Annotated in this window: 16 protein-coding genes; 11 read left to right on the top strand and 5 right to left on the bottom strand. The window is 35.8% G+C overall.

Annotation, left to right across the window (positions count from 1 at the left end; translation table 11 throughout):
• Positions 1 to 20: 20 nt before the first annotated feature.
• Together BUA98_RS13650 and BUA98_RS13645 are read right to left on the bottom strand one after the other, a co-directional pair.
• A complete protein-coding gene (locus BUA98_RS13650) occupies positions 21 to 284 on the bottom strand; it encodes a DUF2024 family protein (protein ID WP_072973424.1) in 264 nt (87 codons plus the stop codon).
• Positions 285 to 362: 78 nt separating this feature from the next.
• Positions 363 to 596, bottom strand: a complete 234-nt coding sequence (locus BUA98_RS13645) for a thioredoxin domain-containing protein (protein WP_072973422.1) — start codon at positions 594 to 596, stop codon at positions 363 to 365.
• Positions 597 to 1,020: 424 nt separating this feature from the next.
• On the opposite strand from BUA98_RS13645, the gene BUA98_RS13640 reads away from it, so the two are divergent.
• Together BUA98_RS13640 and BUA98_RS13635 are read left to right on the top strand one after the other, a co-directional pair.
• The gene (locus tag BUA98_RS13640; RefSeq protein WP_244279207.1) at positions 1,021 to 1,491 is read left to right on the top strand and encodes a Crp/Fnr family transcriptional regulator; all 471 of its coding nucleotides are present in this window, start codon (positions 1,021 to 1,023) and stop codon (positions 1,489 to 1,491) included.
• 83 nt (positions 1,492 to 1,574) lie between these two features.
• A complete protein-coding gene (locus BUA98_RS13635; protein ID WP_072973419.1) occupies positions 1,575 to 2,450 on the top strand; it encodes a pirin family protein in 876 nt (291 codons plus the stop codon).
• Between the two features lie 263 nt (positions 2,451 to 2,713).
• Here the strand turns inward: BUA98_RS13635 and BUA98_RS13630 are convergent, their stop codons facing one another.
• From BUA98_RS13630 to BUA98_RS13620, 3 genes are all read right to left on the bottom strand, one after another.
• The gene (locus BUA98_RS13630) at positions 2,714 to 5,065 is read right to left on the bottom strand and encodes a GH92 family glycosyl hydrolase (RefSeq protein WP_072973417.1); all 2,352 of its coding nucleotides are present in this window, start codon (positions 5,063 to 5,065) and stop codon (positions 2,714 to 2,716) included.
• 78 nt (positions 5,066 to 5,143) lie between these two features.
• Positions 5,144 to 6,280, bottom strand: a complete 1,137-nt coding sequence (locus tag BUA98_RS13625) for an aldose epimerase family protein (RefSeq protein WP_072974080.1) — start codon at positions 6,278 to 6,280, stop codon at positions 5,144 to 5,146.
• A 33-nt stretch (positions 6,281 to 6,313) separates the two neighbouring features.
• Positions 6,314 to 7,456, bottom strand: a complete 1,143-nt coding sequence (locus BUA98_RS13620) for a glycoside hydrolase family 76 protein (protein WP_086065308.1) — start codon at positions 7,454 to 7,456, stop codon at positions 6,314 to 6,316.
• Positions 7,457 to 8,179: 723 nt separating this feature from the next.
• Between BUA98_RS13620 and BUA98_RS13615 the strand changes: the two genes are divergently transcribed.
• The 9 genes from BUA98_RS13615 (at position 8,180) to BUA98_RS13575 (ending at position 17,593) form a co-directional block, all read left to right on the top strand.
• Complete coding sequence (locus BUA98_RS13615) at positions 8,180 to 8,740, top strand: gluconate 2-dehydrogenase subunit 3 family protein (protein ID WP_072973415.1); 561 nt, start codon at positions 8,180 to 8,182, stop codon at positions 8,738 to 8,740.
• A 41-nt stretch (positions 8,741 to 8,781) separates the two neighbouring features.
• Entirely contained in the window at positions 8,782 to 10,485 is a 1,704-nt protein-coding gene (locus BUA98_RS13610; protein ID WP_072973413.1) for a GMC oxidoreductase, read from the top strand.
• A gap of 18 nt (positions 10,486 to 10,503) precedes the next feature.
• Positions 10,504 to 11,658 carry a Gfo/Idh/MocA family protein gene (locus BUA98_RS13605; RefSeq protein WP_072973411.1) on the top strand — a complete coding sequence of 385 codons (1,155 nt, stop codon included), beginning with the start codon at positions 10,504 to 10,506 and terminating at the stop codon, positions 11,656 to 11,658.
• Positions 11,659 to 11,770: 112 nt separating this feature from the next.
• Positions 11,771 to 12,823: a sugar phosphate isomerase/epimerase family protein gene (locus tag BUA98_RS13600; RefSeq protein ID WP_072973409.1), complete on the top strand. Its 1,053-nt coding sequence runs from the start codon at positions 11,771 to 11,773 to the stop codon at positions 12,821 to 12,823.
• An 18-nt stretch (positions 12,824 to 12,841) separates the two neighbouring features.
• Positions 12,842 to 13,201 (top strand): c-type cytochrome, encoded by a 360-nt coding sequence (locus BUA98_RS13595; protein WP_072973408.1) that lies wholly within the window; start codon positions 12,842 to 12,844, stop codon positions 13,199 to 13,201.
• Between the two features lie 7 nt (positions 13,202 to 13,208).
• Positions 13,209 to 14,672 (top strand): Gfo/Idh/MocA family protein, encoded by a 1,464-nt coding sequence (locus BUA98_RS13590; protein WP_072973406.1) that lies wholly within the window; start codon positions 13,209 to 13,211, stop codon positions 14,670 to 14,672.
• 23 nt (positions 14,673 to 14,695) lie between these two features.
• Positions 14,696 to 15,406 (top strand): 3-keto-disaccharide hydrolase, encoded by a 711-nt coding sequence (locus tag BUA98_RS13585; RefSeq protein ID WP_072973404.1) that lies wholly within the window; start codon positions 14,696 to 14,698, stop codon positions 15,404 to 15,406.
• Positions 15,407 to 15,448: 42 nt separating this feature from the next.
• On the top strand, positions 15,449 to 16,678 hold the full coding sequence (locus tag BUA98_RS13580; RefSeq protein ID WP_072973402.1) for a nucleoside permease: 1,230 nt from the start codon (positions 15,449 to 15,451) through the stop codon (positions 16,676 to 16,678).
• A 21-nt stretch (positions 16,679 to 16,699) separates the two neighbouring features.
• Positions 16,700 to 17,593 carry a hydroxypyruvate isomerase family protein gene (locus tag BUA98_RS13575; RefSeq protein WP_072973401.1) on the top strand — a complete coding sequence of 298 codons (894 nt, stop codon included), beginning with the start codon at positions 16,700 to 16,702 and terminating at the stop codon, positions 17,591 to 17,593.
• Positions 17,594 to 17,596 lie beyond the last annotated feature (3 nt).

Below are 17,596 nucleotides of genomic sequence, written 5' to 3'. Positions count from 1 at the left end.
TAATCCTTTTGAATGAATTATCAGTAACAGCCTTCCATTTCAATGATAGAGAAACCGTTTTTTAGTATTTGATTCTCTACATCGTCAGGTGCTTTGTCTATGTGACAGAACCTGCACTCCTCTGAAGTAAGGGGCTGGCCTTCCTGCGCAACTGATTTGAGGTAGGTTTTTCCATATTCAAAAATTTTTTCTGTATCAACTGTATTCTCGTCAACAAGAATATCAAAGTGCATAATTTTTCCATCTTTTCGGGTTACATAAGTATCCCATACAGCTACTTTCATAATTTATATTTCTGTTTTATATATTGTATTTTAAAGACACTGATAACCTCCCGGCAAAAAACAAGGAGGTTATTAAGTTTAACCGATAACATCTGCCATTGACGCTCCAAAATTAATATGAAGCACATTTCCGTTTGGAGTTACCAGTGCAGGAACCGACTTCAGTCCTGCTTTTTGGGCTTCCGGAATTCTTGATTTTTCCACATCGAGATTTACAACCTCAACAGCTGCAGGATTAATTAAATTTAAAATGTCTTGCTCCGCGCTAACACATACCGGACAGCCTGCGTGATAAAAAATTGATTTGCTCATTTTGATCTGTTTTTAGTTTGACTTAATTGTTAGGACAAAATTAGTTAGGATACCTAACTACTAAGTAATCCAGTTTTATCATTTATGAGAGATTACTGGTCCAGTTCATCTTTAAATTAGACCCAACTTTTTTTTGAAATTACAATCAATTACAGAGGTTTTTTTTTATCCCCTTTTAAGTATTCTCTTTTGAAACTATCTTCTCCAAGCATCCAATACCTTCAATTTTCATTTACCTATTTGTGACAACTAATATTCTGATTAACTTTATACCTATTTTAATTAATAGAACCAGATTAATAGCTACGAACAAATGTTTGCACAAATCAATTCTTCCATCTCGCGGTATGTAAGCTTCACGCAGCAAGAACTTGATGTTTTTAATTCTTTGCTGGTACTTAAGAAGATTCCAAAAAAAACAATTATGCTTCATAGAGGTGATAAATGCACTTTTGAAGGTTTTGTTGTTAAAGGATGTGTCAGGAAATATTATATCGATGAGAAAGGATTTGAAGTGGTTTTGCAATTTGCTGTAGAAAACTCATGGATAAGTGATATATCATTTAGTATTTATGAAACTGATCCCAGTCTAATTTTTATAGAAACCCTGGAGGATTCCGATTTTTTGATGTTCAGTCCTGAGACCAAAGAACAGCTTTTCGAAAAGGCGCCAAGATTTGAAAGAGCGTTCCGGATTTTAATGCAACGCCATCTGGCTGTAACCCAAATACGGCTACTGCAGAATATAACCCTTACGGCAGAACAAAAATATGATGAATTTCTAAAAAGTTATCCTTCAATACCAAAACGTATAGCCCAGCATTATATCGCTTCCTATCTTGGTATTTCCCCTGAATTTCTTTCGAAAATCAGAACCAGAAAATTAAAACCTTAAAGATCAAAATCTTGTTCCAGTTCAATGCACAGTAATAAATTATAAAGGTAATTTGTCTTAAATAATTAATCACTTTAACTATCATGGACAGAAAAGATTTTATCAAAAAAGGATTATTAGGAACTGGAATGTTTGTAGCATCGGCGGCAGTTGCCAATATTATGCAAAATGATATTGATGAGATAAAACCGCTTGACCCTGTTGGATTTAACCACCTGCCCTCTTCTGACACACCCGTTACAGAAAATTCAGTATTGCATAAAGCCGAATCCCGAGGCCATGCAAATCACGGCTGGCTAGATACCCATCAGACTTTTAGTTTTGCATCCTATTATAATCCGGAAAGAATGCATTTTGGTGTTCTCAGGGTACTGAATGATGATATTGTTGATCCCTCAAAAGGATTTGGAACTCATCCTCACGACAATATGGAGATTATTTCGATACCGCTGGAAGGTGATCTTCAGCATAAAGACAGTATGAATAATGTGGCGATCATTAAAAAGGGTGATATTCAGGTTATGAGTGCCGGTACTGGAATTTACCACAGTGAATTTAACAATAACACAGACAAGCAAGTTAAGTTTTTGCAGATTTGGCTATACCCAAATAAAAAAAATGTAACTCCCAGATATGATCAGATCAGCTTAAAACTAAAAGACCGTCATAATAGATTTCAGCAGATTTTATCTCCTAACTCCAATGATGAAGGAGTCTGGATTCATCAACAGGCTTGGTTTCATTTGGGTACTTTTGATAATCAATTTGCTGCCAATTACACTATCAAAAAAGCAGGAAATGGTGTCTATGCCTTTATAATAAAGGGAAGTTTTTTAATAAACGGTTCTCTTCTCAATGAAAAAGATGGCTTAGGGATTTGGGATTTGAAGACTCTGGATGTTACTTCTCAGGCAAATGATTCTGAAATATTATTAATGGAAGTACCTATGACTCTTTAGCGAGATTGGCAAAAAAAATATCAGCCTAATAATGGAGTGAATAAAAAATAAAATGCAGGAAATAAGCGGGTTTTAAGCTTATGGTTCAAATTCTGCTCTCCCTACTAAAAAAGTCCTAATTTTCATTAGGACTTTTTTTTATTTTAAAAATTCAAATTTTTAAAAATTCCAAAACCTTTGAAATGGTAACATTTTGTTCTGTATTTATTCAGTATCATTACCGCCGGAATTGACAATATAATTATGCCTGTCTTTTTTAAAGATTAGTTAGACCATTTTTGATTTGGCTTTTCGTCTACCACCATTTTTATAAATCCTCCTTTTTTAATATCCTCCAGACTTATTTTTAAATTCTTTAATTCTACATTATTAAGTTTTGCTTCTTGCAGATAAATATTCTTTTTAGAATTATTAGCTACCTGAATTGTAAAATCTTTTCTGTTCAATGTTTTTGGTAATTTAATGGTTACTTTATCAAACAGCGGACTGCTTATCTGGTAAGATGGATTTATCTCGGTAAGGCCTTTTACATCAAATAAACCTATTGACGACATTACGTACCACGATCCTAATTGTCCCTGATCCTCATCTTGTCCGTAACCATAACCATGAATTCCTTCGGTTCCATAAAACTCATCACAAATAGCATGTACCCATTTTTGAGTTAAGTAGGGTTTTCCCGAAAAATTGAATAACCATGAAATATGCAAATTAGGCTGATTTCCATGATTATAGAGTCCTGATAATCCTGCAAATGCATCAATCTTGGTACCGCCGCCGAATACATTTTTTTGAGAGGCTTGAAAAATATTTTCCAAACGGTCATTAAAAGTGTCTTTGCCAAGTGTTTGTACTAATTCTTCTATATCGTGAGGAACGTAAAAAGTATACTGCCACGCATTTCCTTCCTGAAAACCTCGCCAGGGTTGCGCAGGATCAAAATTGTCGACAAATTTTCCGTTGGCATATTTAGGACGTATAAATTTGCTTTCTTTATCATACAACAATTTCCAGCCTTTGGACAATTTTATTAATTGCTCATAGTCTTTCGTTTTTCCTAATGCTTTTGCAAATTGAGCAACTGCAAAAGCGCTATAGGAATATTCTAATGTATGTGAAGCTGAAAATCCAGAGCCTTCAGTAATTGTATTAAAACCGATATCGTCGATTTGCGGTGAGTAACCCTGTTCTATAAATTGCTTCACATCCATTTTTCCAGCACCTTCAATCCTGTCTTTCCATGTAATTTCATTTTTTAATGCCGCTTCATAACCTAGCGCGACATCAAAATTTTGAATACCTGAATTATAAGCAGAAGCGATTGCTAATCCTGTAAAATTTGTACCAACACCCGAAACATATTTACTGTTTGCCAGTCCATCACCAAGCCAGCCCGCATCTTTATAAACAAGCAGCTGACCCTGTACCCAATCAGCATAATAATCTGGATATGCTAGTGCCCATAATTGGGTTAAATTCCAGAATCCTCCCCAAATTGCATCTGTATTGTAACAATTATGCTTAGGAGTTCCATTGCTATTTAATGGTATTTGTCCAATAGCTCCATTGTTCATTGGGTAAGCTCCATTGACATCATTGTATAATCCTCTTCCCAAAAGCGCATGATATAAGCCAGTATAGAATTTAATTTTATCTGTTTCATTTTTCCCTTCAACAGTTATTCTGCCTAAATATTCATTCCATGTGGATAATGCTTCTTTTTTTGCCTGATCAAAATTGGTGTTTTTAGCCTCGGAATTTAAATTTAAGCGGGCATTAGCAATTGAAGTATAAGACAGTCCAACTTTTACCGTAATTGTTTCATTTTCTTTAGTATCAAAAGTTAGATATACACCAGCTCCAATTCCGGAAATCTCTTTTTTAGCGGCTTGTGTCTCTTGCTTGTTGAATACTCCAAAAGCTTTCGGTTTCTTATCCAGTATGGCAGAAAAATACATGGCAACTTCGGCACCAGCCTGATATTTTTTTACATATTCGGGATTGGTAATTACATAGCCTTCAATGCGGCCGTCTTCGGTCATCATTACTTTTGATTCTTTTACTGCACCGCTTTCTCCCTGCCTGTTTCCTATATCAAAAATAATATGAGATTCACTTGATTTTGGAAAAGTATAACGCTGAAAACCTACTCTTTTTGTAGCAGTCAGTTCTGCTTTTATTTTATAATCTTTTAGTAAAACCGAATAATATCCGGAAGTAGCGTATTCATCTTTTCTATCAAATCGGGAACGGTAACCTTCATCCGGATTTTCAAGCTTTCCGGGAATTGTTTGTAATTTACCGACAGAAGGCGCCAGGACTATTCCTCCAACCTGAAATTCATGCAGGCAGGCAAATCCCTCAATAGAAGTATCACGATCGTCATACCCTGTCGCTTCCCAACCTTGCTCATTACCATAGTGAGCATTGGTAGAAGGTCCTAATTTTGCTAATCCAAATGGCACGGCAGCCGGGGTATAAAAAAACCATCGGCTATGAGCTGTACCTATATTTGGATTTACATAATCGGATAATTTTTTTTGCTCTTTTTGACAATAAACTGTATTGAATATACAACTTAAGCTTATAATTAATATGCTTAAAATCTTTTTCATAATAGAAATTTAAGTGATTTATTTTTATTTATACGAATGGTAGAATTTTATTATACCTGCCTGATTTTAAACGCCTGCTTACTTCCTAACAAGAAATTTGTAAATAGTCTGAGAAGTAAAAGTTTCCTGAGGTCTTACGACAGTATTTGGAAAAGCTGGTGTATTAATGGAATTTGGATAATGTTGTGTTTCGAGACAGAATGCACCATTTTTAGTATAAGGTACACCGTTTCGTCCTTTTACTTTTTCACTAAGCCAATTTCCAGAATAAAACACCACGCCCGGCTCGGTGGTATAAACTTCTAATTCTCTTCCGCTTACTGGTTCGTAAGCTTTTGCTGCCAAAGCTAATTTACCTGTTTGGTTTCGTAAAGCAAATGTCACATCGTAACCATGCGTATATTGCTGTACTTTTTCTATTTCTTTTCCGATCGTTTTGGCTGAAGTAAAATCAAATGGGGTATTTTTCACATCCAAAATCTTTCCGGTTGGCATACTACCGTCTCCGTATTCTAAAAATTGATCCGCATGAACGGTTAATTCTGTATCTAATGCTTTGCTGTCTTGTCCGCCAGAAAGATTGAAATAAGTGTGGTTCGTTAACACAAGCGGAGTTGCTTTATCAGTACTTGCCTTGTAATCAATAACCAAATCATTATTATTTTTGAGTGTAAAAGTCACCGTAACTAATAAATTACCAGGAAAGCCTTCCTCTCCATCTTTACTTAAGTAACTCATTTCAACAGCAGGTTCATTCTTTTTTGATATTTCTTTGCCTTTCCAGACACGTTTATCAAAACCATTTACACCGCCGTGAATATCAGAAGACAACGTATATTCTTGTCCGTCAAGCGTGAATTTCTTATTTGAAATTCGATTTGCAACACGGCCGACAGTTGACCCCATCAGGGAATTATCATTACCTGCGTATTGAGAGAGTGAATCAAAACCAAGTACCACACTGCTCATTTTACCATTTTTATCTGGTGTTACAATGTTGGTTATTGCTGCTCCATACGTAATTAACTGAACCTGCATACCCGTTTTATTTTGCAAGGTATATTGAAAAACATCTTGTCCCTGAACCTGCCCGATTTTCTCTTTGCTCAAAAAAGATTTTTTAGTGGCATTCGAATTTTGAGAAAATACATTTTCGGTTACTAAACAGGTCAATGATAAAAAAGACAGGCAAACAATTAATTGCAATTTATTCATGATATTTTTATTTTGCATAGAACGTCTATAAAATTATTTTTTAGCAGCTAAATTATAGTGGTCTTGAAGATATGCGAATCGAGCCAAAATCTCAAGCATTCCACCGTGTTCTACTAAATTATATACACCATCATTTCCTGTAAACAATCCTTTTTCATTTTTATTTTCCTTCAATACATTATCCAGACACTTTTTAAATCCGGAGATGTATTTTAAATCCTTATTATATTTCAAAAGATGCTGATAACCACGCAATAACACGGCATTAAACCAGTAACCGTCTCTAAATTTATCACCTGAATAAAAATAGGCCAACGAACTGTCTGCTATTTTATTCGCTCTTTCCAAATACTTTTTATCACCTGTGATTTCATATAAATAAACATTTGACTGAAGCATTGTACCTGAATTATAAGAAAACACAGCTTCGCCAATACTACCATCTTTAACCTTTATATTATCGTAAAATAAACCTGTAGGTGTTTGTAGTTTTTCATACGTCCAGTCGTATATTTTTACAGCATTTTCAAGGTAAACTTTGTCTTTTGTTGCTTTGTACATTTTAAGCGCAACAATAATTCCAGGCCCGTTTGAACAGGTGTTTTTCGTTTCAAAATCATTTTCTCTCCAGTACAAACCACCTCCAAGCGCATTGTCTGATGCTGTCATCATAAAATCATACATTGACTTTCCTAAATCAAAATAAGCTTTATTTCCAGTTCTTTCGTAAATATCCAAACTGGTTATTCCAATCCATTGGTTATCATCATAATATCTTTGTCCTTTACTCAGGTTTACGATGTATTCACCATATCCCGGTTTTGGCGGTGCCGGATCGTAATACGGCTGCATACTTTTGAAAATATTGTCAACTAAATCCGCCTTTTTATCTATTTTTTCAATTTCATTTGTGGCTTCAAACATGGCGCAAAGTGCCCACAACCAGCTATACTCTCTTTTATGACCAAATTTTGTTTCTCTTTTTGCGGGATCTAAATCGACGAAATAATAACCAGAAACGCTATCATGAAAATTATTTTCAATTGCAGTATGGAGCTTTTCCATCTCACTTTTATAATAATTATTCTTTGAATTATCACTTCTTCTTATTACTGCAAAACTCGAAAAAAGTGCCACTGCCACAATAAGTACTATATTCCTGTTTATTTTATTCATCGGTAAAATATTTTAATTTACGTTTTTGTTACTATTCTTTTTGACTTATATATAGTCCGCCTATAATTATAAGTTGCTGTACAAACTTACTAAAACGTTTTACTAATTAGAATTAAAATTACATATTTGATATAATTTTTATTATAAATTTTAAATAAATTTATTTTTATCTATAATTTTATACTTAAACAATATTTTAAGACAGTATAATTACATATTTTGTAATGAATTAAGATATTTGAACCTTGAAGTATAAATACTAAATCAAGTTTCTTTTTTTTCTTTAATTCAAGATGGAAAAGAAGGAATTAGGAAAACATTTTAAGCTATATTTTTTACACTATTAATAGTTGAAGCCAGAACGTTTTAATTTGGTCCATTTTTGAACTATTCTTTAAGAGTAATCGCACTGTTTTTCTTCAAACACAGCACAAACAGTCTAATTTAATTTAAAAAAATCAGAATTTTTTGATTAAAATATAGTCTTTAAAAATTTAGTCTAAAAAATAAATTCTTAAAATTTTGCATTTTCCTAACTTATTACAACCAGATTGAATTTGCATTAAAAAATCTTTACTAAAACGTTTTATTAAATAACAATTATAAATTTTTACTATTTATTTAATACATACAATATTGATACAACAGTTTTTTTACTATTATTGTAATTGATTGATAATTAAATTATCTTCAATAATTAATCATCCTTTTTAATATTTTGTAATGGAAAGAAGAGAAGCACTTAAAAAGTTTGCTTATTTGTTGGGTGGAGCACTTTCGGCCACAACAATGGGCGTTTTATTTGAAAGTTTTACTGTATTTGATCCCCTAAACAACACGTATTCTTTTTCAGCTACTGATGAAGAAATCTTAGCTGAATTTTCAGAAATAATTTTACCAACAACTACAAACTCTCCCGGAGCGAAAGCAGCTGGAGTTGGTGCCTTTATTCCATTAGTTATAAAAGATTGTTATCCTCCGGATTTACAACAAGTCTTTAAAAATGGATTTGAAAAGATGCTGGCAAAAAGTAAAACTAAATTCAACAAAGAATTCTTAAGCCTTAATAGCGAAGAAAAAAAATTATTAGTGACTGATTTAAGGCAAGAGTCTATAGATAACAATAAAGAACCTTCATTCTTTTTGATTGCCAGAGATTTAACTTTATTAGGTTATTTCTCTTCAGAAATTGGCTGTACAATCGCCCGAGAGTATTTACCAATACCGGGTAAATATGATGGTAATGTCGATTACGTTCCGGGACAAAAAGCCTGGGCAATATAAAGACAAGCCCTTTTTAATTATTAATTACTAAAAAGACATTCGTGAATATCAATACTGATCTAAAAAAGCAAAATACTTATGACGCAATTGTTATAGGTTCAGGAATAAGTGGTGGATGGGCTGCCAAAGAATTGACTCAAAAAGGCCTAAAAGTCTTAATGTTAGAGCGCGGGGAAAACATCGAACACATTAAAGATTACGACTCTGCAATGAAAGCGCCCTGGGAAATTGCCTATTGCGGAAAATTAACTGAAGAACAAAAAAGAACGCATCCCGTCCAAACCAGAGATTATCCTTATACTCAGGCAAATGAAAGCTGGTGGGTAAACGATTTGGAATGCCCTTATACAGAAGACAAACGTTTTGATTGGTACAGAGGTTTTCACGTTGGTGGAAAATCTTTAATGTGGGGACGCCAAAGCTACCGTTTTAGTGATCACAATTTTGAAGATAACCTCAAAGACGGTCATGGAAATGACTGGCCAATCCGATACAAAGATATTGCTCCCTGGTATGATTATGTTGAAAAATTTGCTGGAATAAGTGGTCAAAATGAAGGTTGGGATTTACTACCCGACGGTCAATTTTTACCTCCAATGGATATGAACTGTGTGGAAAAATCTGTAAAAGAACGTATTGAAAAGCACTATAACAAATCTCGTATTTTAACTATTGGCCGTACTGCGAATCTGACCGTACCTCATGAAGGCAGAGGAAGCTGTCAATACAGAAATTTATGCAGCAGAGGCTGTCCTTTTGGAGCTTATTTCAGTACACAGTCTTCTACATTACCGGCTGCTATGGCTACCAAAAAACTGACTGTTCGACCTTATTCAATTGTCAATCATATCATTTATGATAAGGATACAAAAAAAGCTAAGGGCGTAATGGTTATTGATTCTCAGACTAATGAAACCATGGAGTTTTATGCAAAAATTGTTTTTGTAAACGGTTCCACTCTGGGTTCAACATTTGTTTTATTGAATTCAACTTCTGAAGCTCATCCTAATGGTTTGGGTAATGGAAGCGGACAACTTGGACACAATTTAATGGATCACCATTTTAGATGTGGTGCTGAAGGAACTGTTGAAGGGTTTGAGGATAAATATACTTATGGACGAAGAGCCAACGGTATTTACATTCCAAGATACCAAAATTTTAAAGATGATAAAAGAGATTATTTACGTGGTTTTGGATATCAGGGTGCAGCAAGCAGAGGCAACTGGCATAAAGAAGTAGCTGAATTAGACTTTGGTGGTGATTTCAAAGAAATTTTATCAAGACCGGCTGATTCATGGACAATGGGACTAGGTGGTTTTGGTGAAATGCTTCCGTATTACGAAAACAAAGTATATATCGATCATTCTAAAAAAGACAAATGGGGACAACCTGTATTGGCGATCGATTGTGAATACAAAGAGAATGAAGCTAAAATGCGTGAGGATATGATGTATGATGCGGCTGAAATGCTGGAAGCTGCAGGTGTCAAAAATGTAAAAGCTTACGACAATGGCTGTTATCCGGGAATGACAATTCATGAAATGGGAACAGCGCGTATGGGGAATGATCCTAAAGATTCTGTACTGAACAAATGGAACCAAATGCATGAAGTGAGCAATGTATTTGTTACTGATGGTTCCTGCATGCCTTCAAGTGCCTGCCAGAATCCTTCGTTAACCTATATGGCGTTAACGGCCAGAGCTTGCGATTATGCTGTAAAAGAATTGAAAAAGAAAAATATTTAGATCCAAGGATATTCAATTATGAGAAAATTAAAAATGGGAATGATTGGCGGTGGCAAAAATGCTTTTATCGGAGCAGTTCATCGCATCGCTGCCAACATGGATGGGTTAATCGAATTGCATTGCGGTGCTTTTAGTTCTAATCCTGAGGTATCCCTAGAATCGGGTAAAGAATTGGGTTTATCGGAAGATAAATGCTACGGGTCTTATACCCAAATGATAGAAACGGAAGCAAAACTCGCTCCTGAACAAAGAATGGATTTCGTTTCAATAGTAACCCCAAATCATGCCCACTTTGCTCCTGCAATGCTGGCATTAGAAAATGGTTTTCATGTTGTTTTAGACAAGCCAATGACTTTGAGCCTGGCTGAAGCAAAATTATTAGAACAAAAAGTAAAAGAAACAGGATTATATCTCTGCTTAACACATACTTACGCCGGATATCCGATGGTAAAGCAAGCCAGAAGCCTGGTAGCTGAAAATCATTTAGGAAAAATTAGAAAAATAATGGTCGAATATCCTCAGGGATGGTTGAGTACTGACTTTGAAAACAACGGAAACAAGCAGGCCGCCTGGAGAACTGACCCATCTAAAAGTGGTATTAGCGGTTGTATGGGAGACATTGGAACGCATGCTGCCCATTTAGCGGAATACATTTCAGGATTGAAAATCACTCAAATTTGTGCCGATATTAATACTGTTGTCGCAAACAGAAGACTGGATGATGACGGAAATGTATTGCTAAAGTTTGATAATGGAGCCAACGGAATTTTAGTGGCCAGCCAAATTGCTGCCGGTGAAGAAAACAGCTTAAAAATTAAAGTTTATGGAGAAAAAGGCGGTCTGGAATGGCACCAAATGGAACCTAACACTTTAATTGTAAAGTGGCTGGACTCCCCTGCTCAATTGTATCGTACCGGAAATGGTTATTTGTCACCTGAAGCTGCTTTTAATACCCGAATTCCGAGCGGACATCCGGAAGGATACTTAGAAGCATTTGGAAATTTATATAAAAATTTTGCGCTGACTTTACAATCAAAATTAGAGGGTAAAGAACCAACAGCACTAATGCTGGATTTCCCAACCGTGCAAGATGGTGTTCGCGGAATGGCTTTTATAGAAAATGTAATCGCTTCCGGAAAATCATCTCAAAAATGGACCGAATTTAGTGTCTAAGATACAAAGTTGCCGAGATGCTTAGATACTAAGATGATTTCTAAACTGAGAAACTTAGAAGCTCAGGATCTTAGCATCTTAGAAACTTAATTAAAAATTTAAATCACAATAAATGACCACAATGCAAGGACCTGCCGTTTTTTTGGCACAATTTATTTCTGATGAGGCTCCCTTTAATTCTTTGGAAGGAATTTGCCAATGGGCTGCCAATCTTGATTTTAAAGGAATACAAATACCTACTCTGGATTCCCGTTTTATTGATTTACAAAAAGCCGCAGAAAGCAAAACCTACGCTGATGAACTCACCGGAATTGTTGCTTCTTACGGATTAAAAATATCTGAACTTTCTACGCATTTACAAGGTCAGTTAGTTGCTGTTCATCCTGCTTACGATGATTTTTTTGACGGATTTGCTCCGCAGGCTTTGCGAGGCAATCCAAAAGCAAGACAAGAATGGGCAGTGCAGCAGTTGCATTATGCAGCCAAAGCTTCTCAAAATTTAGGACTTAATGCACATGCTACTTTTAGCGGCTCTTTATTATGGCAATATTTTCATCCGTGGCCACAAAGACCACCGGGCTTAATTGAAGACGGTTTCAAAGAACTGGCTAAGCGCTGGCTCCCAATTCTGAATGAATTTGATCGAAACGGTGTGGATGTTTGTTACGAAATTCATCCGGGAGAAGATTTATTTGATGGCGAAACCTACGAAATGTTTCTGAAAGCAGTAAACAATCACCAACGTGCCTGTATCCTTTATGATCCTTCCCATTTTGTTTTGCAACAGCTGGATTATATTCAGTATATCGATTTTTATCACGAACGAATTAAAGCTTTCCACGTGAAGGATGCCGAGTTTAATCCGACAGGAAAACAAGGCACTTTTGGAGGGTATCAAAGTTGGGTAAATCGTGCAGGACGCTATCGTTCGCCAGGTGACGGCCAAATTGATTTTAAAACCATTTTTAGCAAATTAGCACAATACGATTATAAAGGCTGGGCCGTAATGGAATGGGAATGCTGTTTGAAAAATCAGGAAGATGGTGCTCGCGAAGGTGCTGAATTTATAAAAAAACACATTATCAAAGTGACGGATAAGGCCTTTGATGATTTTGCAGCGGTAGAAACAAACACACAGCTGAATAGAAAAAATTTAGGAATATAAGACAAATACATAACGATAATGAAAATTAAAATTTTAACCGCCATTATAACCCTGGCTAGCTTAAGCTCATTTACAAACTATGAATCAGCTTCAGGATATAGTGCCATAAAAGAAATCCAGTCATCTGAAGGGGAGGCACTAATAAAAAAAGAAGATTGCGCTACCTGCCATAAAATAGACAAAAAAGTAGTCGGACCATCTTATCTGGATATTGCTAAAAAATATCCAATGAATGATAAAAACATCAAATATTTATCTGAAAAAATTACAAAAGGAGGTTCAGGAGTCTGGGGTGCAGTACCCATGTCTGCTCATACTGCAATGAAAAAAGACGACGCCAAAAAGATCGCAACTTACATTCTATCATTGAAAAAATAAATAACCTATGGATAAAGACTTAAATAAAAATAAAGAACCAGAATCTAATGTTCGAAGGGATTTCCTGAAAAAAGGAGTATTAGCTACTGCTGCTTTTATGATTATTCCAAGACACGTCATGGGAAGAGGTTTTACAGCACCAAGCGACAAATTAATAATTGCCGGTATTGGAGTTGGTGGAAAAGGAAGCTCAGACCTTTCAGCATTTCACAATAGCGGCATCGCCAATATAGCGTACTTATGTGATGTTGATACCAGAAGAGCTGCTAATAGTGTAAAAGCGTATCCTAAAGCAAAATTCTACAAAGACTGGCGTGAAATGCTGGACAAAGAGCATAAAAATTTCGATGCTGTTTCTGTTTCTACACCCGATCATAATCATGCTATTCAGGCATTTGCAGCGATGCAGTTGGGTAAACATGTGTATGTACAAAAACCTTTGGCACATGATATTTACGAAGCACATATGATGACGCAAGCCGCGGCAAGATATAAAGTGGTAACACAAATGGGAAATCAGGGATCGTCTAATGATGGTACCCGACTTCTAAAAGAATGGTACGATGCCGATTTAATTGGTGATGTGCACACGGTATATGCCTGGACTGACAGGCCTGTTTGGCCACAGGGAATTCCGTGGCCTTCAGCAAAAACAGAAATTCCTAAAGAATTAGACTGGGATTTATGGCTCGGAACAGCTCCTAATAAAAATTATGTTGACAAGTTAGTGCCCTTCAACTGGCGCGGCTGGTGGGATTATGGAACTGGTGCTTTAGGAGATATGGGATGCCATTTGATGGAAGCTCCATTTTCGGTTTTAAATCTAAAATATGCCAAAGATGTACAATGCAGCGTTGGTTCCGTTTATGTAGATGAGTTCAAAAAAGGATATTTTCCGGATAGCTGCCCTCCTTCAAGCCATGTAACCTTAACATTCCCAAAAACGAATAAAACAAAAGGTGATGTCAAAGTACATTGGATGGATGGTGGTATCCAGCCAGATCGTCCGGAAGAATTAGGTGCCAACGAAATTTTTGGTGATGGAGGAAATGGTACATTATTCATTGGAACAAAAGGAAAAATGCTATGTGATACCTATAGCGAAAATCCAAGATTATTGCCTTTAAGCCGTAATGAAAATCTAAAAATAGCCGAGAAATATCCTCGTGTAAAAGATGGCGCCAACGGACATTACAAACAGTGGATAGAAGGCTGTATTGCCGGTTACGGTAAAAAAGAACTGAGTTCTCCTTTTGAAATTGCCGGTCCTTTAACCGAAGCTTTGCTAATGGCTAATCTTGCCGTAAGAGGTTATGATCTGCATAAAGAAGTTCTTGGAGAAGATGTATATCCGGGACGTTCGGTTAAATTACTTTGGGATAATGATGCCAAAAAAGTAACCAATGTTGATGATGTAAATCAATTCGTAAAACGCAATTACAGAGAAGGCTGGAAAAACCTAACTTTTTAAATTATAAAATTAAACAGAAAATCATGAAAAAAATAATCACAATAGTAGCAGTATTCGCATTTTTACAAACCATAAACGCTCAGAAAGGGTTCAAACCTATTTTTGATGGAAAAACCACAACTGGCTGGCATACTTATGGCAAAACTACGGCTAGTTCCGCGTGGAAGGTAGAAGACGGAGTATTGCATTTTGATCCGGAAGCAGCTAAAAATGGTCAGGGAGGCGACTTGGTAACCGACGCTGAATATGAAAACTTCCATTTAAAATTAGATTGGAAAGTAGCTCCAAATGCCAATAGCGGAATCATTTTTTATGTTAATGACAATCCAGCAAAATATAAAAATACGTACGAAACAGGTCTTGAAATGCAGGTTTTAGACAATGATGGTCACCCTGATGGAAAAATAACAAAACACCGTGCAGGAGATTTATATGATTTAATCCAAAGCAAATCAGAACCGGTTAAGCCTGTTGGCGAATGGAATACAGCTGAAGTTGTTTGTAAAAATGGAAAACTTACTTTAGTTTTAAACGGTGTTATTATTGTTGAAACGGTACTTTGGGACGATAACTTTAAAGCACTAGTTGCAGGAAGTAAATTTGCCGGATGGCCAGGTTTTGGAACTTTCAAGAAAGGTCATATTGCTTTACAGGATCACGGTAACAGTGTATGGTACCGCAATATTTCCATCAAAGAATGGAATACCATGGAAACTACAACCGGCTGTAAATAATTGCTCCTAAAAACTAAATAACCAAAAAACCAACCACACTTTATGAATACAACAATCCGCATTAAATTATCTCTAATGATGTTTCTCGAATTTTTTATCTGGGGGGCATGGTTTGTCACGTTGGGTACTTTTTTAGGAAACAATTTAAAGGCCTCAGGATCTGAAACTGCTGCCGTTTTTTCTACGCAATCCTGGGGAGCTATCATCGCACCTTTTATCATTGGTTTAATTGCAGACCGTTATTTTAATGCCGAGAAAATTTTAGGTATTCTGCATATAGCAGGTGCTTTTTTAATGTATCAAATGTATCAGTCAACTGATATTGGATTGTTTTACATCTATGTATTGAGTTATATGGTATTATATATGCCAACACTGGCTTTGGTAAATTCAGTTGCTTTTAACCAAATGAAAGATCCGGAAAAAGAGTTTGCCAACATTAGAGTTTGGGGAACAATAGGCTGGATTTTAGCCGGTTTAGCAATCAGCTTTTTATTTCATTGGGATTCTGCTGAAGCTGTTTCTACCGGATTACTTAAAAACACTTTTCTTTTGGCTGGAATTGCGGCTTTGGCTTTAGGACTCTTAAGTTTTACATTACCGAAAACACCACCAAAAGTTAGTGAGGAAAAAATTAAAATTGGGGATATTATTGGCCTTGATGCCTTAAAGCTTCTAAAGGACAAAAACTTCCTTATCTTTTTCATTTCTTCCATTTTGATATGTATTCCATTGGCTTTTTATTACCAAAATGCACATCCTTTTCTGACTGCTGCCGGAGTTGAAAATCCGACAGGAAAAATGGCTATTGGACAAATATCCGAAGCTTTATTTTTATTATTTATTCCGGTCTTTTTTGCCCGCTTTGGGTTTAAGAAAACCATTTTGGTCGGAATGATTGCCTGGGCTGTTCGTTATGTTTTATTTGCCTATGGAAATGGCGGCGATTTGAGTTTTATGCTTATTACCGGAATTGCTTTGCACGGAATATGCTATGATTTTTTCTTTGTTTCAGGACAAATTTATACGAATTCAAAAGCAGGAGAAAAATACAAAAGCGCTGCTCAGGGACTGATAACATTAGCGACCTACGGTATCGGAATGTTGATTGGTTTTGCAGTGGCGGGCTGGATTACCGATAATTACAAAACTGTAGAAGGCGCAATCAACTGGTTAATGGTTTGGATCATTCCAGCGGGAATCGCCTTTGCTGTATTCTTAATTTTTGCTCTTTTATTTAAAGATAAAAATAAGCTGGCAAATGAAATTTAAGTACTTTAAAAAACAAAGAAAATGAGTGCAACTTTTGATAGAAGAACGGCCATAAAAGGTATTCTTGCAGGAACTGTAACTTTTGGAATTCCATCCGATTTATTGGCTTTCGCCGATTCTCCGGAAGCGCTTAAATTAAATTTGAATACATTGAAAGGAAAAATTAATCATTCAGTAGCCCGTTGGTGCTTTAGCGATTTTGATGTTGAAACACTTTGTGTAGAAGCAAAAAAAATTGGCATTACCGGCATTGATCTGGTGGGTCCAAAAGAGTGGCCCATACTAAAAAAACACAATCTTGTTTCGACAATGTGCAATGGTGCCGAATTAAATCTTGTGGATGGTTTCAATGATCAAAAATTTCATGAGCAGCTAATTAAAAATTATACAGAAATGATTCCGCTTGTTGCAAAAGCAGGCTACAAAAACCTGATTTGCTTTAGTGGAAACAAAAGAGGCAAAACAGATGAAGAAGGCTGGAACAATTGTGTACTTGGTTTGCAAAAATTAATTCCGTTAGCCGAAAAACATCAGGTAACCTTAGTTATGGAATTACTAAACAGCAAGATTGACCACAAAGATTATCAATGTGATAAAACATCCTGGGGAGTTGAATTGGCAAAACGAATCAATTCGGAAAATTTTAAACTGCTTTATGATATCTACCATATGCAAATTGATGAAGGTGATGTAATCCGAACAATTCGGGAAAATCACAAATACATTGCACATTATCATACTGGCGGAGTTCCCGGACGCAATGAAATTGATGAAACACAAGAACTCAATTACAGCACTATAATGAAAGCGATTGCTGCTACGGGTTTTACTGGTTTTGTGGGTCAGGAATTTATTCCGAAACAAAAAGACAAAATAGCATCCTTAAAAAAGGCAATTGAGATTTGTGATATTTAATAA

Source organism: Flavobacterium saccharophilum, from assembly GCF_900142735.1.
GTDB classification, from domain to species: Bacteria; Bacteroidota; Bacteroidia; order Flavobacteriales; family Flavobacteriaceae; genus Flavobacterium; species Flavobacterium saccharophilum.
Note: the sequence above shows the minus strand (reverse complement) of the source record. Positions and strands in the feature narration are given on the sequence as shown.

What these genes read in the sequence shown, in the direction of transcription:
- BUA98_RS13640 (WP_244279207.1), top strand. Translation starts at nt 1,021, where the DNA reads ATGCTTCATAGAGGTGATAAATGCACTTTTGAAGGTTTTGTTGTTAAA.
- BUA98_RS13575 (WP_072973401.1), top strand. Translation starts at nt 16,700, where the DNA reads ATGAGTGCAACTTTTGATAGAAGAACGGCCATAAAAGGTATTCTTGCA.
- BUA98_RS13645 (WP_072973422.1), bottom strand. Translation starts at nt 596, where the DNA reads ATGAGCAAATCAATTTTTTATCACGCAGGCTGTCCGGTATGTGTTAGC.
- BUA98_RS13615 (WP_072973415.1), top strand. Translation starts at nt 8,180, where the DNA reads ATGGAAAGAAGAGAAGCACTTAAAAAGTTTGCTTATTTGTTGGGTGGA.
- BUA98_RS13620 (WP_086065308.1), bottom strand. Translation starts at nt 7,456, where the DNA reads ATGAATAAAATAAACAGGAATATAGTACTTATTGTGGCAGTGGCACTT.
- BUA98_RS13605 (WP_072973411.1), top strand. Translation starts at nt 10,504, where the DNA reads ATGAGAAAATTAAAAATGGGAATGATTGGCGGTGGCAAAAATGCTTTT.
- BUA98_RS13580 (WP_072973402.1), top strand. Translation starts at nt 15,449, where the DNA reads ATGAATACAACAATCCGCATTAAATTATCTCTAATGATGTTTCTCGAA.
- BUA98_RS13590 (WP_072973406.1), top strand. Translation starts at nt 13,209, where the DNA reads ATGGATAAAGACTTAAATAAAAATAAAGAACCAGAATCTAATGTTCGA.
- BUA98_RS13630 (WP_072973417.1), bottom strand. Translation starts at nt 5,065, where the DNA reads ATGAAAAAGATTTTAAGCATATTAATTATAAGCTTAAGTTGTATATTC.
- BUA98_RS13650 (WP_072973424.1), bottom strand. Translation starts at nt 284, where the DNA reads ATGAAAGTAGCTGTATGGGATACTTATGTAACCCGAAAAGATGGAAAA.
- BUA98_RS13585 (WP_072973404.1), top strand. Translation starts at nt 14,696, where the DNA reads ATGAAAAAAATAATCACAATAGTAGCAGTATTCGCATTTTTACAAACC.
- BUA98_RS13625 (WP_072974080.1), bottom strand. Translation starts at nt 6,280, where the DNA reads ATGAATAAATTGCAATTAATTGTTTGCCTGTCTTTTTTATCATTGACC.
- BUA98_RS13635 (WP_072973419.1), top strand. Translation starts at nt 1,575, where the DNA reads ATGGACAGAAAAGATTTTATCAAAAAAGGATTATTAGGAACTGGAATG.
- BUA98_RS13600 (WP_072973409.1), top strand. Translation starts at nt 11,771, where the DNA reads ATGACCACAATGCAAGGACCTGCCGTTTTTTTGGCACAATTTATTTCT.
- BUA98_RS13595 (WP_072973408.1), top strand. Translation starts at nt 12,842, where the DNA reads ATGAAAATTAAAATTTTAACCGCCATTATAACCCTGGCTAGCTTAAGC.